This window comes from Kitasatospora sp. NPDC043950 (assembly GCF_056435345.1).
The window spans coordinates 41754-57416 of the sequence record NZ_JBWKER010000040.1; the positions used below are offsets into that span (position 1 = coordinate 41754).

General features: G+C 74.3%; 13 protein-coding genes. 7 read left to right on the plus strand and 6 right to left on the minus strand.

Annotated features, from left to right (window positions below; translation table 11 throughout):
* The first annotated feature begins 771 nt into the window (after positions 1 to 771).
* Positions 772 to 1266 carry a hypothetical protein gene (locus AC07BF_RS25485; protein ID WP_063350170.1) on the plus strand — a complete coding sequence of 165 codons (495 nt, stop codon included), beginning with the start codon at positions 772 to 774 and terminating at the stop codon, positions 1264 to 1266.
* Positions 1267 to 1585: 319 nt separating this feature from the next.
* On the plus strand, positions 1586 to 2869 hold the full coding sequence (locus AC07BF_RS25490) for an acyl-CoA dehydrogenase family protein (protein ID WP_478333960.1): 1284 nt from the start codon (positions 1586 to 1588) through the stop codon (positions 2867 to 2869).
* Between the two features lie 36 nt (positions 2870 to 2905).
* On the opposite strand, the gene AC07BF_RS25495 is transcribed toward AC07BF_RS25490, so the two are convergent.
* Positions 2906 to 4123 (minus strand): aminoglycoside phosphotransferase family protein, encoded by a 1218-nt coding sequence (locus AC07BF_RS25495; RefSeq protein WP_363586867.1) that lies wholly within the window; start codon positions 4121 to 4123, stop codon positions 2906 to 2908.
* A 474-nt stretch (positions 4124 to 4597) separates the two neighbouring features.
* Here AC07BF_RS25495 and AC07BF_RS25500 point away from each other — a divergent pair, with 474 nt between their 5' ends.
* Positions 4598 to 6079, plus strand: coding sequence for a DNA-binding protein NsdB (locus AC07BF_RS25500; protein WP_363586866.1), 1482 nt, complete (start codon positions 4598 to 4600; stop codon positions 6077 to 6079).
* A gap of 97 nt (positions 6080 to 6176) precedes the next feature.
* On the opposite strand, the gene AC07BF_RS25505 is transcribed toward AC07BF_RS25500, so the two are convergent.
* A complete protein-coding gene (locus tag AC07BF_RS25505; RefSeq protein ID WP_363586865.1) occupies positions 6177 to 6707 on the minus strand; it encodes a hypothetical protein in 531 nt (176 codons plus the stop codon).
* A gap of 286 nt (positions 6708 to 6993) precedes the next feature.
* Here AC07BF_RS25505 and AC07BF_RS25510 point away from each other — a divergent pair, with 286 nt between their 5' ends.
* Positions 6994 to 8505 carry a HEAT repeat domain-containing protein gene (locus tag AC07BF_RS25510; RefSeq protein WP_363631543.1) on the plus strand — a complete coding sequence of 504 codons (1512 nt, stop codon included), beginning with the start codon at positions 6994 to 6996 and terminating at the stop codon, positions 8503 to 8505.
* 125 nt (positions 8506 to 8630) lie between these two features.
* Here AC07BF_RS25510 and AC07BF_RS25515 read toward each other — a convergent pair whose 3' ends face one another.
* From AC07BF_RS25515 to AC07BF_RS25525, 3 genes are all read right to left on the minus strand, one after another.
* Positions 8631 to 9473, minus strand: coding sequence for an undecaprenyl-diphosphate phosphatase (locus AC07BF_RS25515; protein WP_478333966.1), 843 nt, complete (start codon positions 9471 to 9473; stop codon positions 8631 to 8633).
* Positions 9474 to 9723: 250 nt separating this feature from the next.
* Positions 9724 to 10437: a class I SAM-dependent methyltransferase gene (locus tag AC07BF_RS25520; protein WP_363631541.1), complete on the minus strand. Its 714-nt coding sequence runs from the start codon at positions 10435 to 10437 to the stop codon at positions 9724 to 9726.
* A 130-nt stretch (positions 10438 to 10567) separates the two neighbouring features.
* Positions 10568 to 11104, minus strand: a complete 537-nt coding sequence (locus AC07BF_RS25525; protein ID WP_363586861.1) for a PadR family transcriptional regulator — start codon at positions 11102 to 11104, stop codon at positions 10568 to 10570.
* Between the two features lie 145 nt (positions 11105 to 11249).
* Here AC07BF_RS25525 and AC07BF_RS25530 point away from each other — a divergent pair, with 145 nt between their 5' ends.
* From AC07BF_RS25530 to rox, 3 genes are all read left to right on the plus strand, one after another.
* Positions 11250 to 12014: an alpha/beta fold hydrolase gene (locus AC07BF_RS25530; RefSeq protein ID WP_400989191.1), complete on the plus strand. Its 765-nt coding sequence runs from the start codon at positions 11250 to 11252 to the stop codon at positions 12012 to 12014.
* Between the two features lie 29 nt (positions 12015 to 12043).
* Complete coding sequence (locus tag AC07BF_RS25535; RefSeq protein ID WP_363631540.1) at positions 12044 to 12985, plus strand: aminoglycoside phosphotransferase family protein; 942 nt, start codon at positions 12044 to 12046, stop codon at positions 12983 to 12985.
* A 219-nt stretch (positions 12986 to 13204) separates the two neighbouring features.
* On the plus strand, positions 13205 to 14632 hold the full coding sequence (gene rox, locus AC07BF_RS25540) for a rifampin monooxygenase (protein WP_478333961.1): 1428 nt from the start codon (positions 13205 to 13207) through the stop codon (positions 14630 to 14632).
* Between the two features lie 110 nt (positions 14633 to 14742).
* Here the strand turns inward: rox and AC07BF_RS25545 are convergent, their stop codons facing one another.
* Positions 14743 to 15606, minus strand: coding sequence for a 5-oxoprolinase subunit C family protein (locus AC07BF_RS25545; RefSeq protein WP_363631537.1), 864 nt, complete (start codon positions 15604 to 15606; stop codon positions 14743 to 14745).
* Positions 15607 to 15663: the final 57 nt, after the last annotated feature.

A 15663-nucleotide genomic window follows, 5' to 3' on the forward strand; every position in this document is an offset into this window, starting at 1 on the left:
GGTGGGGTTCTTTTTTGTTGGGTGCCAGGGGGGGGGGTTCCACCCCCCCTGGAACCAAGGCGACCGTCAACGGCCGAAGAGGGGGCCCCCGGGAAACGGCCCCCCCCCCCGCGGTCGATTTCGGCCCCGAACATCACAACTGATGATCTATTGAACGTGCCCCGTCAGAATTTCTGTTGACTGTTAGACAAACGCAGCTCAGAGTATGAGCACAGGCAGACGCCGTGCCCACCGCCCCCACGCGGCCAGACACGGCGCCTGCTGTGCGACCCGGCAGTGTTGCCAGGCCATCCTCCCAGTCATCCCCTGCGCACCGGGGTGCGTCGGCCGGTCCCGGCCCACGAGGGGCCGGCAGTCGCCGGGAGGCTGGCGTCGACGCCGAGAGCGACTCGGCGGCGACACCGTTTGCTCGGGACCCGCACGCCCCCACGCGGCGGCGTCCCGAGCAAGATCCGCGGGAGCGACGGGCCGGGGCCCCGCGGATCTGGCTTGTGGTGATGGAACTGTTGGCTTGTGTGCTGTGCTGTGTGCGACGACGAAGCTGGGTGCTCGGCAGTTCGGCACGACAATGTGCACAGTGAGGGAAACGCGTGTAGGGCCGCGTTGCGACATGCCGTCCCCCCGGAGGGTGAAACCCAGAACGGCTGTCGTGCTGAACCGAACGTAGCCCGGACGGTTGCTCAGAGTCAACATTGGTCTCTGAGCGTCGATCTCCCGACGGTGCCCCACCCACCTCGCGAGCGTGGTGTGCCGGGCACGTACGATGTTCCCATGTCTTTTCTCCGCCGTCGCTCCGGACAGCCCGCCGGCCCGGACTTCGACGTGCTCGCGATGGACCCGGGTGACTGGCCCGGCGACTTCGGTGCGGCCATGATGACCGGCCCGGACGGCTCCTGCCAGGGGATCTTCCTGCGCTACGACCTGTTCGGCGGCAGAGGCCCGGCGATGTTCATCGGCAACCTCCCCGAGGGCTCGCCCGCCCGGGAGACCGGCGACAGCGTGCCCTTCGAGGTGCGGCAGCTGCTCGCGGCGCTGGAGAACGACGAGCCGGTCGACTTCGTCTCGGCCGAGGACTTCCCGGTGATGCTCGGGGACGACCTGCTGATCGTGAAGAAGGTCAAGGTCAGCGAGGAGCGGGTGTTCTGCGCCCAGTTCGGGCGCAGCGACGGCGTCCAGGTCACCATCGCGTCCTGGGACCGACCGATTTCGGACGACCTGTATCAGCTGTTGAAGCCGCTCCCGGCCGACATGTTCCAGCAGGGCTGACCGGCCTCGACCAGGGCTCGGACGTAGCTTGACGGTTTCGATCACGGGTTCGTACAGTCGCGAACATGTCGTGCCGTCTCCCGCTGCTGACCCGTCGCAGCTATCTGGACCTGCGGCGCACCGCCAGCGCGGTGTGTCCGGGCCGCTGAGGGGGAATTCGTCCCCGAGGCGGCGGGCGGCCGGCCGTTCGTGGCCGGCGCCGAATCCGGGGGGCGGGCCGTGAACCGACCTCCGAGGCCGCCCGTCCGGTACCGCGCGCCCGTCCGGCGTGCCGCCCGCATCTGCCGCGCCCACGCTGCCGCCCGGAGGCCCCAGCACCATGACGACCACCGCCGCTGACCGTTCGCCCGCGGACCGCCCGTCCGACACCGCGGCCGCCGCCGTGCCCGGTGCCGCCGCGGGAGCGTCGGATTCCGGCCACCCCGCGCCCGATCCCGCGCCCGACCGCTCGGCCGTCGTCGCCGCCCTCGCCGGACTGCCCCGGGTGGTCGACCTGCTCTCCGCCCGCGCCGAGGAGCACGACCGCGACGCCACCTTCCCCTACCAGGGCATCGAGGCGGTGCACGAGGCCGGACTGCTCACCCTGACCGTCTCCCAGCGGTACGGCGGACCGGGCGGCACGCTCGCCGACACCGTCCGGGTGCTGGCCCAACTCGGGCGCGGGGACGCCTCGGTGGCCGTGGTCACCGCCTTCACGCTGCTCCAGCACGCCGAGCAGGCCCGCCGGGCGGCCTGGCCGACGGCGGGCTACCGGCGGCTGCTCACCGAGTCCCGGCGCGGGCCCGCCCTGGTCAACACGCTGCGCGCGGAGCCCGGCGGCCGGCCCGGAGCGCTGCCGGACACGGTGGCCCGGCGGGACGGCGAGGGCTGGTCGCTGACGGGCCGGAAGACGTACTGCACCGGCGCCGAGGCGCTGGCCTGGATGGCGGTGACCGCGCGGACCGACGAGGCGGAGCCGAGGGTCGGGACGTTCCTGGTCCGCGGCGAGAGCGAGGGCCTGGAGATCGACCCGACCTGGGACCAGGTCGGCCTGCGGGCCAGCGCCAGCCACGACGTGGTGCTGGAGCAGGTCCGGGTGCCGACCGAGCTCGCGCTCGGCCTCACCGCTCCCAAGGGCGGCGCGGCGGACGCGGCTGGGGCCGCCGAACTCTCCCTCGCCTGGCACGATCTGGCGCTCTCCGCGGTGGCGATCGGGGTGGCTCGCGCCGCCCAGTCCTGGCTGATCCGTTTCCTCAACCAGCGCACTCCGGCCAATCTGACCGAGCCGCTCGGCACCCTGCCCCGCTACCGCTGTGCCCTCGGCGAGATCGAGGCCCAGCTGATCGGCGCCGAGGAACTGGTCGAGGGGCTGGCCCCCCGGGTGGACCGGGGAGAGCCGAACGCGGTCGCGCGGACCGGCCCGGCCCACCTGCTGGCCACCCGGGCCGCGACGACGGCGGTCCAGCAGGCGGTCTCGCTCACCGGCAACCCCGGCCTGAGCCGGCGTCACCCGCTGGAGCGCTACCTGCGGGACGTCCTGAGCAGCCGGGTGCACCTCGCCCCGGACGAGGCCGTCCTGGAGGCCGCCGGCCGGGCCGCCCTGGAGCGCGGCGGCCGGCCGTAGCGGATTCCGGGCCCCGGGGGCTCGGGGCCCGGAGCCTCAGCGGGTGCCGACCGCGGCCCGGACGGCCCGGCGGGCGAGCGCGGCGTCGTCGTAGAGCCGGCGGATCATGATCCGCTGCTCCTCGCCGGCGCCCGGCACGTCGTACAGCCGGATCTCCCGCATCAGCACCAGCACCAGGTTGACCAGGAACGCGTCCCGGGCCAGCGTGCCGCCGCTCTGGGCGAGTTGGCTGATCTGGCGGCGCGCCGCGGTGTCGCCGGACAGCACGCTCCACAGCACCGCCAGGTCGTAGCCGGGCAGGTACCAGCCGGCCTGCTCCCAGTCGACCAGCACCGGGCCGGACGGCGCCAGCAGCATGTTGCTGAGCAGGGCGTCGCCGTGGCAGAGCTGGAGCGGGGTGTGGCCGAGGCCGTGCAGCAGGCCGCGCAGGTCGCCGGCGTCCCGGTCGGTGAGCTGGCCCACCGAGTGGTAACGGGCGATCTCCATCGGGTAGTCCATGCGTGGCTGGAACACGTCGGTCGGCGGCCGCCACAGGTTGAGCGTCCGGACGGCGGTCAGCAGCGCCCGCACCTCGCCCGGGGTGGGCGCGTTGACCGGGTGGCGCTCCCGCGCCGCCGGGCGCCCGGGAACGCGCTCCATGACGAGCACGCAGCGGTCGTGGTCGGCGGCGACCAGCCGGGGCAGCCGCACCGGCGGGCGGTGCCGGACGAACGCCCGGTAGACCGCGACCTCGTGGTGGAAGTCGGCCACCAACTGCTCGAAGTACCCACTCCGCACCGCCTGCGGCGCCAGGCACTTGGCGACCACCGGGGCCCGCCCGATGGTGCCCGCCACCAGGATGTGGCGGCTGCCCTCGCGCAGCACCTGGCGCGGGGTGAACGCGGGACATATCCGCGCGACACTCGCCAGCGCGGCCCGCACCGCCGGGGTCTGCAGCGCCGACGGGTCGATCCGTTCGGGGCCGGCGCCGACCTGGCCGGGCCGGTGCGGCGGGCGCAGCACCCGGCCGTCGGCCTGGCGGGCGAGCGGGAGCCGGCCGCCGACGGGCGGGGCCGCTTCGGGGCCGCGGAGCCCCAGCGCCGTACGGCCGGACGGGACCCGGGCGTCCGTGGACCGGCCGTCGGTGCCGTGCGGAGCCACCGGGCGGCTCGACGGGGGCACCTGCTTCGGCCCGGGGCGCCCGGCGGCTGCGGTGGGGGGGCGCAGCGCGGTGCGGGTCGCGGTCGGCGAGGGGGTCGTCGCTGAGGAGTACATGGGGTGAGGGTGGTCCCTTTCTGTCCGTCGGCAGGTGCGCCCCGCGGTGCGGGGAGGGCCGGTGCCGCGTGCTTCCTGGCGTGACGGCGGCCCTGACTCGGTGCGGTGGGTGGTGCGCGGGCGCCGGGCACGGACGCGGGGTCGATGAGACCCGGACGACGGCGGTGCTCCGGCCGTCCGCACCCTGGGGAGTACGGTCGGCCGGACTGCCGTGGCCGTGCCCGGCGCCCCCGCGCCACCCGGCCGCGCCACCCCCTCGGGTGAGGACCGGGAGCGTCCCGTGCCACGGTCGGGGGACTGCCCCGACGCCGGTGGGACGCCGCCCGACCCGGGGGCGAGGTGGCGCACCCCTACAACACACCCGCGGCGCACTGGCTTAGTAGTCTGGCGGGCCCTGGCGAACGGTGGCGAATGCTCGCCTGGCACTTGCCGGAGCCTCTAGCCTCGAATCAGCCGAGGAACCTGGGGGCTTCGTTGAGCAGGGAACCCAACACCCGACTCGCTGACTTGTTCGTCCTGACCGGTTGGTCGAAGGGCGAACTCGCGCGGCTGGTCAACCGTCGGGGTGCCGCGATGGGACAGCAGCAGCTGTCCACCGACACGTCGAGGGTACGGCGCTGGATCGAGCAGGGGGAGATCCCCCGGGATCCGGTGCCGAGGGTGCTGGCGGCCGTGTTCACGGAGCGGCTCGGCCGTGTCGTCACCACTGAGGACCTCGGTCTGGAACGACACCGGCCCACCAGGTCCGGAGCGGCGCAGTCCGCAGCAGTGCCATGGTCGCCGGATCGAACGGCCGCGGTCCTCACCGAGTTCACGGGAATGGACCTCATGCTGAACCGACGTGGATTGGTGGGCGCGGGTGCCGCGCTCACGGCCGGAACGGTCATCGCCGATTCGTTGAAGGGCTGGCTCGGGGGGGACGCGGTCGCGTACGCGGCCTCGGTCCCCGGGCCGCGCCAGGTGATCACCCAGGGCGGGGTGCGCCCCGCGGTGGACGTGTACGACGCGGGCCCGGTCGGGCTCGACGAGGTGGAGTCGCTGGAGCGCTCGGTCCTGGTGTTCCGCGCCTGGGACGCGGCGCGCGGCGGCGGGCTCCAGCGCAAGGCGGTGGTCGGTCAACTGAACGAGGTGGGAGGCCTGCTGACGCACCGACATGCCCCGGCGGTGGAGCAGCGGCTGTGGCTGGTCGCGGCCAACCTGGCGGTGCTGGCGGGCTGGATGTCGCACGACGTGGGCCTGGAGCCCACCGCCCAGCGGTACTTCATGATCGCGGCGGAGTCGGCCAAGGAGGCCGGCGACCGGCCGCGGGCCGGCGAGGCGATCTCCCGGGCCGCACGGCAGATGGTCCACCTGGGCCGGGCCGACGACGCGATCGACCTGATGTCGGCGGCCAAGGCGGCCGGCGGCCGGGTGCTGCCGAGAACGCGCGCGATGCTGAACACCGTCGAGGCCTGGGCGCACGCCTCGATCGGGCACTCCCAGGACACCTGGCGGCTGCTCGGCGAGGCCGAGGACCTGTTCGCCGAGGGCGCGCCGGAGCCGCCGCCGTCCTGGATGCAGGTGTTCGACGAGGCCGAACTGCGCGGCATGCAGGCGCTGGTGCTGCGCACGCTGGCGGAGCACGACCCCTCGGCGGCGGCGCAGGCACAGCGGCACGCGGAGCGGGTGATCACCCTGCGGGAGGGCACCGGGCAGCTGCGCTCGGCGCTGTTCGACCGGATCACCCTGGCCTCGGTGCACTGGCTGAGCGGCGAGCCGGACGCGGCGGAGTTCCAGGCCAAGATGGTGATGAACCTGATCGGCCAGAACTCCTCGCACCGGACCTGGGACCGGTTGCGCGAGATGTACCGGCTGACCGCGCGCTACCGGGGCCTGCCGGTGGTGGACGAGCTGCGGGCCGAGCTGGGGCGGGAGTTGCGGGCGGCGGACGCGAAGAAGCGGCCGAAGCGGTCCTGAGGCCCGGAGGCCCGGAGGCCCGGAGGCCTGAGCCTTGGGTGTCCTGAGCCTTGGGGGTCCCGAGGCCCGGAGGTTCTGAGGCCCCGGCGGGCCCCGGTCAGTTCGGGGGTGCCGGCCGCAGCAGCATGCGCAGGGCGGTGACGGTGCCGTCCGTGCCGAGGACGGGCTCGCCCGCGCACTCGACGCTGGCGTGCGGGGCGCCGTCGCGGCGGATCCGCAGGGTGCCGGCGGAGGTGCGGCCGTGGACCAGGGCGTCGGTCATCATCCGGCGCAGCACGGGCCGGTCGGCCTCGGGGAGGCGGTCGGGCAGCCGGTCGAGGCTGAGCGGGCCGTTGCCCGGGTCGCAGCCGAGGAGCTGGTAGGTGTCCGCGTTCCAGTGGACGCGGTCGGTGAGGAGGTCCCATTCGGCTGAGCCGATGAGGTGGTCGCGGACGCCGCCGGCGTCGGGTCCGTCGCCGAGGTCGGGGTTCTTGGACGGCTCCTGCGCCGTGCCGTCCACTCTGCCGTCCGTTCCGCTGTCGGCGTCGCCGCTCGGCTCGCCGCGCGCGCCGTCGTCCGTCGCGCTCGCCGGGGCGCCGTCCACCGTGGCGGTGTCCGGCGGGCGGGCGGCGCCTGTGGGCATCTTCATGGCGGGTCCATCGCTCGGGGGTGGCCCGCCGCGTGCGGGCCGTCGGTGGTGAGAAGACTGTGGCACAGCGCCCTCGCCCCTGCGGGCGATTTGGACATAACGCAGGCAAAATTCCCCTGGCATATGCCACTGTGGCAGCAGCCGTCGTCGCCCTGTGTGCGGAAGGTGGCGCGAGGCGGTAACCTTCGGTGATTCCGGCGCCCGGGCGCCCACCGCAGTACCGACCAGAGACCCCGGCGACGGAAATCCCGTTGCCACTACGACCGCCGCAACGGATGCTGACCTCATGTTCGAGCCAGTGATAGCACCCAGTGCCAGCCTCCTCGGCCTCCTGCAGCGAGGCCGCGGTGACGGGCAGCTCCACGCGCTGGCCGCCGACCGTACCGAGGCCATCGCCGCGCTGGAGGAGTGCGTCACCAGGGATCCGCGAGCCGACTGGCAGGTCGAGAGCCGCTCCCTCTACTACGCCCGTCTCTACATGGAGCTGGAAGCGCCCCTCGACGGCATCGAGGACCACCTCCACTCCGCCGAGGACCTCGTCAGCGACGACGAGAACCGCACCGGCCTCGCCCTCTCCGTCCTGGGCCACCTCGCCGCGTACGGCCGGCGCGACGCGCTGCTGATGCTGCGCGAGTACACCGCCACCGGTGCCAACTGGGCCTGGGCCCTCGACGAGCTCGCCCTGCGCGACGACGACCGCGGCCTGCTGCTGCTCGGCACCGCCGTCCTGGACCGCTTCGCCCCGGGCCCCGAGGGCGACGCCGAGCTGCGCGAGTTCATCCGCAACGCCTACGAGCCCCGGCCCTGGCGGCTGTGGGCGGCCTACCACCCGAGAGTGGCGGCGGCCAGCGAGCAGTCACCCTTCGACCTCTGGCAGCGCCAGCTCAACCGCGGCGGCGTCACCCCGGGCTGGTCCACCGCCGACGTCCTGGCCTGGGCCGACCAGGGGAGCCTGGGCGCCCTCGGGGCCGGCGCCTTCCTCGGCGGAGCCGACAGCCGGCCCGAGCCCGCGCCCGAACCCGCCGATCCGGCCGCGCCCGACGCCGTGGACCGCCGGGCCGCCGCCGCCGCCCGCTGCCTGACCGCCGTCGTCCGGCCCGAGGACCGCCCCGTTGTGCTGGAGGCCGCCCGCGGCGGCCTGCCCGGCGCCCGCCGGGCGGCACTGCGCTACCTGGTCGACCAGCGGGACCCGGCCGCCGTCGAGCTGATCGAGGCCGCCGCCGTCGACGTCGACGACCGGATCGTGCGCGCGGCCCTGGAACTGGTCGGCCGGATGCGCGGCCCCGAGGTCCTGGCGCAGGCCCGCCGCTGGGCCGACCCGGCCACCGGGGGCGCGGACAGCGCGCTCGGCGAGGCCGCCGTCAAACTGCTCGCCGACGCCGGGGAGCCGGCCGACGCGCCGTTCGTCGTCGACGGCCTGCGCCGCTGGGTGTCCGTCCGCGGGGTCAGCGGTACCGGGCTCGGCTCGCTGGTCGACGGTGCGGGGCGGCTGGTCGCCGCCGACGCCGTCCCCGTGCTGCGCCACATCTACGGGGAGGCCGCCTCCTCCGAACTGCGCGGCCGTGCCGCCCGGGCGCTCGCCGTGACCGATGTGCACTTCCCCGAGGGCCCCGCCGTCGAGTGCCTCTGGGACTGCGAGGAGGCCACGCGGGAGCTCGCCGCGCGCCATGTCGCCACCACGGGTGACGCGCGCGTGCTGGAGCGCCTGCGCCGGCTCGCCGCCGATCCGGCCGAGGAGGCCGAGGTCCACGCCGCCGTCCGCGGCCGGCTGACCGCCGCCCGGGAGTTCGGGCGGTAGGTCCCGGCAGTCCGGTGGCTGCCTCCCCGCTTCTGGCGAACGACGGGCCGGGACACCCCCCCGGGTGTCCCGGCCCACTGCTGTTCCGGGGGCGTGCTGGAACGCGGTCCTGGTGGAACGCGGTTCTACTTCACGACGCCCGCGTCCGGGGCCAGCACGCCGCCGGCCACCAGTCCGATGATCAGGACGCCGAGCAGCACCCGGTAGACCACGAACGGCAGAAAGCTGTGGTGCGAGATGTACTTGAGGAACCAGGCGATCGCCGCATAGCCGACCGCGAAGGCGATCGCGGTGGCCAGGATGGTCGGCCCCCAGGCCGGTGCCGGGCCCTCGCCGATCTTGAACAGCTCCAGCGCCCCCGAGGCGAGCACCGCCGGGATCGCCAGCAGGAAGGAGTAGCGGGCCGCCGCCTCCCGGCTGTAGCCGAGCAGCAGGCCCGCGCTGATCGTGCCGCCGGAGCGGGACACCCCCGGGATCAGTGCGAGCGCCTGGGCGAGGCCGTAGGCGCCCGCGTGCGGCAGGGTGAGGTCGGTGATCGGCCGGGCGTGCCGGACCGCGCGGGTGCGGTCGGCGAAGGCCAGCAGCAGGCCGAAGACGATCAGCGTGGTGCCGATGATCCGCAGATCGCGCAGATGGGTCTCGATGGTGTCCTGGAACAGCTTGCCGAGGATGCCGATCGGCAGCGTGCCGATGATCACGAACCAGCCCATCCGGGCGTCCGGGTCCGAGCGCAGCGCCGGGCGGAACAGTGACAGCGTCCAGGTCCGCACGATCGAGACGATGTCCCGGCGGAAGTAGATCAGCACCGCGGTCTCGGTGCCGAGCTGGGTCACGGCGGTGAAGGCCGCGCCCGGGTCGTCCCAGCCCAGCAGGGCGGAGAAGACCCGCAGGTGGGCACTGGAGGAGACGGGCAGGAACTCGGTGAGTCCCTGGATCAGGCCGAGGACGGCCCCGTGGAACCAGTCGATCACCAGACACCCACCGGGGGTATCCGTGGGTCGTCGTACATGTGCGGTCCTCGCAGGTCGGAGCGGGCGTGCGGGCAGGCGGGCAGGCCGCGACCCGCACGGCCCTCGGGCCGCGCACGGGCGGGCGCGCGGCCGATGGTACGGGGTGAAGATGACTATTCTTTGTTCACCTTTTGACCCGGCTTTGCCCGCCGGCGCTTCCGTGCCCCGCCGACTCGTCCGCCTGCCCTTCCACCTGCCCTTTCGCCGCTCAGCCGGCGGGTCGGACGCGGACCCAGGTGCGGTCCTCCGTCAGGTAGCTCTCGACCGTCAGACCGGCGTCCGCCAGCGCCCGGTCGAACGCGGCGGTGGTGAGCGGCCGGGAGCGGAAGGTGTGCGTCCAGCGGCCGTCCGGGAACTCGTACTCGGCGTGGACGGAGTTCACGCCGTCCCCAACCGGCGTCGAGGAGACGATGCGCGACACGCCGTCGGTGCCGAGCCTGCCCTCGCGCGGCACGTTGAGGTGCCAGTCCTCGCCCTCCCGCTGCATCAGCACGCAGCCGTCCGCGGCGACGTGGCGGCGGCAGGTCTCCAGCAGGCCCTGGCGGACCGCCTCGTCGCCCGCGTGGATCAGGAAGGAGGCGAGCAGGACGACGTCGAAGCGCTCGCCGAGGTCCAGCCGCTCGATCGGGCTGCGCACGGTGCGGATGCCCGCGCGCACCCTGGCCAGCATCTCGGCGGACTCGTCCACCGCCGTCACGGTGAAGCCGCGGTCGGTCAGCGGGTGCGTCATCCGGCCGACGCCGCAGCCCAGTTCGAGGATGGTGGCGCCGGCCGGCACCGCGGCCTCGATCACGTCCGGGGCGTCGCCGACGGGGAGCCGGGCCCAGAGCTCGACGGCGCAGCCGTCCGGGGTGATCGCGCCCGGGCCCGTTCCGTCGTGTCCCTCGCGTCGTACGTTGCCGGTGTGCGTGTCGTTACCCATGGGCGTCATCGGAACACGGGCAGGGCGGGGAGGGAAGGCACCGCAGCGGGTTTTCGGTCAGTCCGTCAGTCCGTGAGTCCGTCAGCCCGTGAGTCCGTCAGCCCGTGGGTCTCGTTGGCCCGTGGGTCCGTCAGGCCGTCGGTACGTCCTCCAGTTCGGTCAGGGTCGAGTGCAGCCAGGCGAGTTCGGCCTCGCTGGTGGCGCGGGCGATCAGCAGCAGGCCGCGGCGGAACGGGTCGGCGAACTCCTCGGCGCCGACCGGGCGGTCGCCGTCGTAGAAGAAGCTCGCCGGCTCGGAGAGGAAGGCCAGTCGGCGGCGGAGCACGGCGGCCTGGGCGGCGGGGTCGGCGAGGTGGCGCAGGAAGGCGAGCAGGGTGAACCAGCGGTTCTCGTCGCTGATGTCCAGCGGCTCGGGCGCGCGCAGCTGGTCGAGCAGTGCGGCGCGGCCGGCCTCGGTGAGGTGGAGGGTGTGCCGGGGTGCGGCGGCGCTGCCGGGCTCGGTCTCGCGGACCAGCAGGCCGTCGGTCTCCAGGCGCTTGATCGCCGGGTAGAGCGTGCCGTCGCTGATCGGGCGGACGTGCCCGGTGAGTGCGGCGAGGTGGCGGCGCAGCTGGTAGCCGTGCAGCGGGCGGTCGTAGAGGAATCCGAGGATCGCGAGCTTCAGCATGGGGCCACTCTCGCAGATTCGTCCCTCGAAGCCTCGGTATATCGGTTCCGTGATACCTCGATGTCGAGGTATGGTCTGGGCGTTCCCAGCCCCTGATGTCTCAGCCCTTGATGTCCCAGCCCCCGCTGGAGGAGGAGTCCCCGTGCTGCGCCACGCCCCCGTCACCCCGAACGGCGACCGGATCCGATGGGTCGAGCTGCCCGGAGTCGAGCCCGCCCGGCTCTACCTGCACGGCCTCGGCGCCAGCTCGCCCGCCTACTTCGCGGCCGCTGCCGCCCACCCGGGGCTCGCCGGGCGCCGCTCGCTGCTGCTCGACCTGCTCGGCTTCGGCCTCAGCGACCGACCCGCCGACTTCGGATACACCCTGGAGGGGCACGCCGACGCCGTCGCCGCGGCCCTGGCGGAGGCCGGGCTCGCCGGAGTCGAGGTGATCGGCCACAGCATGGGCGGCGCGATCGCCGTCGTCCTCGCCCACCGGCATCCGGCGTTGGTCTCCCGGCTCGTCCTGGTCGACGCCAACCTGGACCCGGTCACCCCCGGCCGCGGCCCCGGCAGCAGCGGTATCGCGAGCTTCACCGAGGAGGAGTTCCTGGCCGGCGGCCGGGACGAGGTCGCCACGTGGGTCGGCCCGTCCTGGTGGTCCACGATGCGCCTCGCCGGGCCCGAGGCGCTGTACCGCAGCGCCGTGCACCTGGCCCGGGCGACGGTGCCGACGATGCGCGAACTGCTGCTCGGCCTCGACCTCCCGCGCACCTTCCTGTACCCGGAGGCGGGCGGCGAGCCGCGCGGCGCCGACCAACTCCGGGAGGCGGGCGTCCGGTTGGCGGCCGTCTCGGACTGCGGGCACAACATCATGCTCGACAACCTCGACGGCTTCGTTTCGGCGGCCGGCCTCGAACCTCGACCGTAGGCTGGGGGAGTCGGAGAGGAGCCCGCACAATGCCCTTTGAAGTCCCGCCTGTTGAGGTCCCGCCCGGGCTGGCCGCGTCGCTGGAGCAGTCCCTCGGCCCGGACGGTCGCGCCTGGGTGGCCCGACTCCCCGCTCTGGCAGACGAGTTGCTCGACCACTGGGAGCTGCGCCTGGACGGCCCGCCCGCGCACGGCATCCACGCGCTGGTGCTGCCCGTGCGGCGCGCCGACGGCACGCCCGCGGCGCTCAAACTCCAGCCGGTGGACGAGGAGACGGAGGGCGAGCCGGTCGCCCTCCGGGCCTGGGGTGGGCGAGGGGCCGTTCGACTCCTCGGCCACGAACCGGCCTCGGGCTCGATGCTGCTGGAGCGCCTCGACCCGGGGCGTTCACTGCTGGATGTCGCGGACGACCGGGAGGCGCTGCACGTCCTTGCAGGCCTGCTCGGGGAATTGACTGAACGTCAGGTCGAAGTCCCGGACCTGCGCCGGCTGGCGGACCTCGCCGACGATCTGCTCGCGCGGGCCCCGGCAGCGGCAGCGGCCCTCGCCGACCCGGCCGAGCGGCGCTTGCTCGCCGACTGCGCCGCGGCCCTGCGCGAGGCCCGCACCGAGCCCGGCGACCGGCTGCTGCACTGGGACCTGCACTACGGCAACGTCCTCGCCCCGCCCGAAAGCGGCGGCCGCGCCCCCTGGCTCGCCATCGACCCCAAACCGCTCGTCGGGCACCCCGGCTTCGAACTCCTCCCGGCGCTGCGCAACCGCTGGGCCGACGTCCTGGCCACCGGCGACGTCGCCCGGGCGCTGCGGTGGCGGTTCGACGTCCTGGTGGAGGCACTGGAACTGGACCGCGAGGCGGCGCTCGCCTGGACGCTCGCCCGGGTGCTGCAGAACGCCGTATGGGCGGCGGAGGACGGGGAGTCGGCGCTCGACCCGGGGCAGCGGGCGGTGGCGGAACTGCTGTCGGGGCGTTGAGCGGAGCGCACGCAGCGAGCGGAAAACAGCGACCGGCAAACAGCGACCGGCAAACAATGACCAGCAAACAATGACCGGAAACAACGAAGGCAAGGAGGTCGTCGACTCTCCTTGCCACTCTCAAGGTATAGCGCGCCGGGGGGCTTGCCGCAAGGCCCCGGTCGTGCCGCAGAATGACCGGCCGAAGCCGGGATCTGCGGGCATACCTGGGGGTTTGTGATGATTGACGTGATCGTGGTCGGTGCCGGGCCGACCGGGTTGATGCTGGCCGGCGAGTTGCGGTTGCACGGCGTGCAGGTGCTCGTGCTGGAGAAGGAGACGGTGCCGCCCCTGCCGGCCCGGGCGCGCGGACTGCACGCGCGCAGTCTTGAGGTGATGGACCAGCGCGGCCTGCTGGAGCGGTTCCTCCCGCTCGGCCGGAAGTTCGCGGTCGGCGGCTTCTTCGCCGGCATCGGCAAGGAGTGGCCGGAGCGGCTGGACACCACCCAGGCGTACGTCCTGGCCATCCCGCAGGCGGTCACCGAGCGGCTGCTGACCGAGCACGCCACCGAGCTCGGCGCCGAGCTCCGGCGCGGCTGCGAACTGGTCGGGCTGAGCCAGGACGAGGACGGGGTGAGCGCCGAACTGGCCGACGGCACACGGCTGCGCTCGCGCTACCTCGTCGGCTGCGACGGAGGCCGCAGTGCGGTGCGCAAGCTGCTCGGCGTCGGCTTCCCCGGCGAGCCCTCCAGGGTGGAGACGCTGCTGGGCGACATGGAGCTGGCTGAGGAGCCGGAGACGATCGCCGCCGTCATCGCGGAGGTCCGCAAGACCCAGCTGCGGTTCGGCGCCGTTCGCGAGGGGGATGGGGGGTACCGCGTCATCGTGCCCGCAGAGGGGGTGGCCGAGGACCGTACGGCCGCTCCGACCTTCGAGGAGTTCAAGCAGCAGCTGCGGGCCGTCGCGGGCACCGACTTCGGGGCGCACTCACCGCGCTGGCTGTCGCGCTTCGGCGACGCCACCCGGCTGGCCGAGCGCTACCGGGTCGGCCGGGTGCTGCTGGCCGGCGACGCGGCGCACATCCACCCGCCGACCGGCGGGCAGGGGCTCAACCTTGGTGTCCAGGACGCGTTCAACCTCGGCTGGAAGCTGGCCGCCGAGGTCGATGGCTGGGCGCCGGAGGGGCTGCTGGACAGCTATCACGCGGAACGGCACCCGGTGGCCGCCGACGTGCTGGACAACACCCGCGCGCAGATCCACCTGATGTCCCTGGAGCCCGGCGCCCGGGCGGTGCGCCGACTGCTGGCGGAACTGGCGGAATTCGAGGAGGTGAACCGGTACCTGATCGAGAAGATCATCGCGATCGGGGTCCGCTACGACCTCGGCGAAGGGCATGAACTGCTCGGCCGCCGGCTGCGCGACGTGGAGCTGAAGCGCGGCCGGCTCTACGGGCTGATGCACGGCGGCCGCGGGCTGCTGCTCGACCAGACCGGCGGGCTCTCGGTGGCGGGCTGGGCGGACCGGGTCGACCATGTCGTCGACGTCAGCGACGAGTTGGACGTGCCCGCGGTGCTGCTGCGCCCGGACGGCCACGTGGCGTGGGTCGGCGAGGACCAGCAGGGCCTGCGCGGCCACCTGTCCAGGTGGTTCGGCGCCCCCGCCGTCTGAGTGCACCGCCGCGGCCTCGGCGGCGTGCGAACAGCCGTCGCGCCGGGAGCACCGGGCGGCGTGCGAACAGCCGTCGCGCCGGGAGCGCCGGAAGGCGTGCGGGCGGGCGCTCAGCGCTCCCGCAGCGGTACGAAGCGCACCGGCGTGCCCGGGCGTGCCTGGGCGGCCGCCGCGAGGTCGGCGGCGGGGACGACGCCGATCACCGGGTAGCCGCCGGTGGTCGGGTGGTCGGCCAGGAAGACCACCGGCCGCCCGTCCGGCGGGATCTGCACCGCGCCCAACACCATGCCCTCACTGGGTAGTTCACCCGCCCGGGCGCGGGTGACCGGCGGGCCCTCGGTGCGCAGCCCGATCCGGTTGCCGGCCGGGGAGACCAGGTACCCGTCGCGGGCCAGCCGGGTCAGCGCCGAAGGCTTGAACCAGTCCGCGTGCGGGCCCAGCCGCAGCCGCAGCACCAGTTCGGCCGGGGGAGCGGGCAGCGGCACCAGGTCGGGCCGGGGGCGGTCGGGCGGAGGCGGGCCGATCGGCAGCCGGTCGCCGGCGGCGAGCGGGGCCGGTCCGAGGCCGGAGAGCAGGTCCGTCGAGCGGCTGCCCAGGACCGGCGGGACGGCGATCGCACCCGCGACCGACAGGTAGCCGCGCACCCCGGCGGTCGCCGCCCCCACCTCCAGCACCGCCCCGGCCGGCACCGCGACCGGCGCACCCCACGCGGCCGCCCGTCCGTCCACCCGGACGGGCGAGGGTGCTCCGGTGACGGCCACGACCACCGGCCCGAGGGCGCGCAGGGCGACCCCGCCGAGCGTGGTCTCCAGCCCGGCGGCGCCCGGCTCGTTGCCGACGAGCCGGTTCGCGGCCCGCAGCGCGGGCTCGTCCAGCGCCCCGGCCCTGGGCACTCCGAGGTGGGCGACGCCGCGCCGTCCGAGGTCCTGGACGGTGGTCAACGGTCCGGGCCGCACCACCAGCAAACCGCTCAACGCCCCCACCCCGTCCACCCCGTCCCCCGCCGTCCGGGGCCCGCGCGCCGCCCGTCG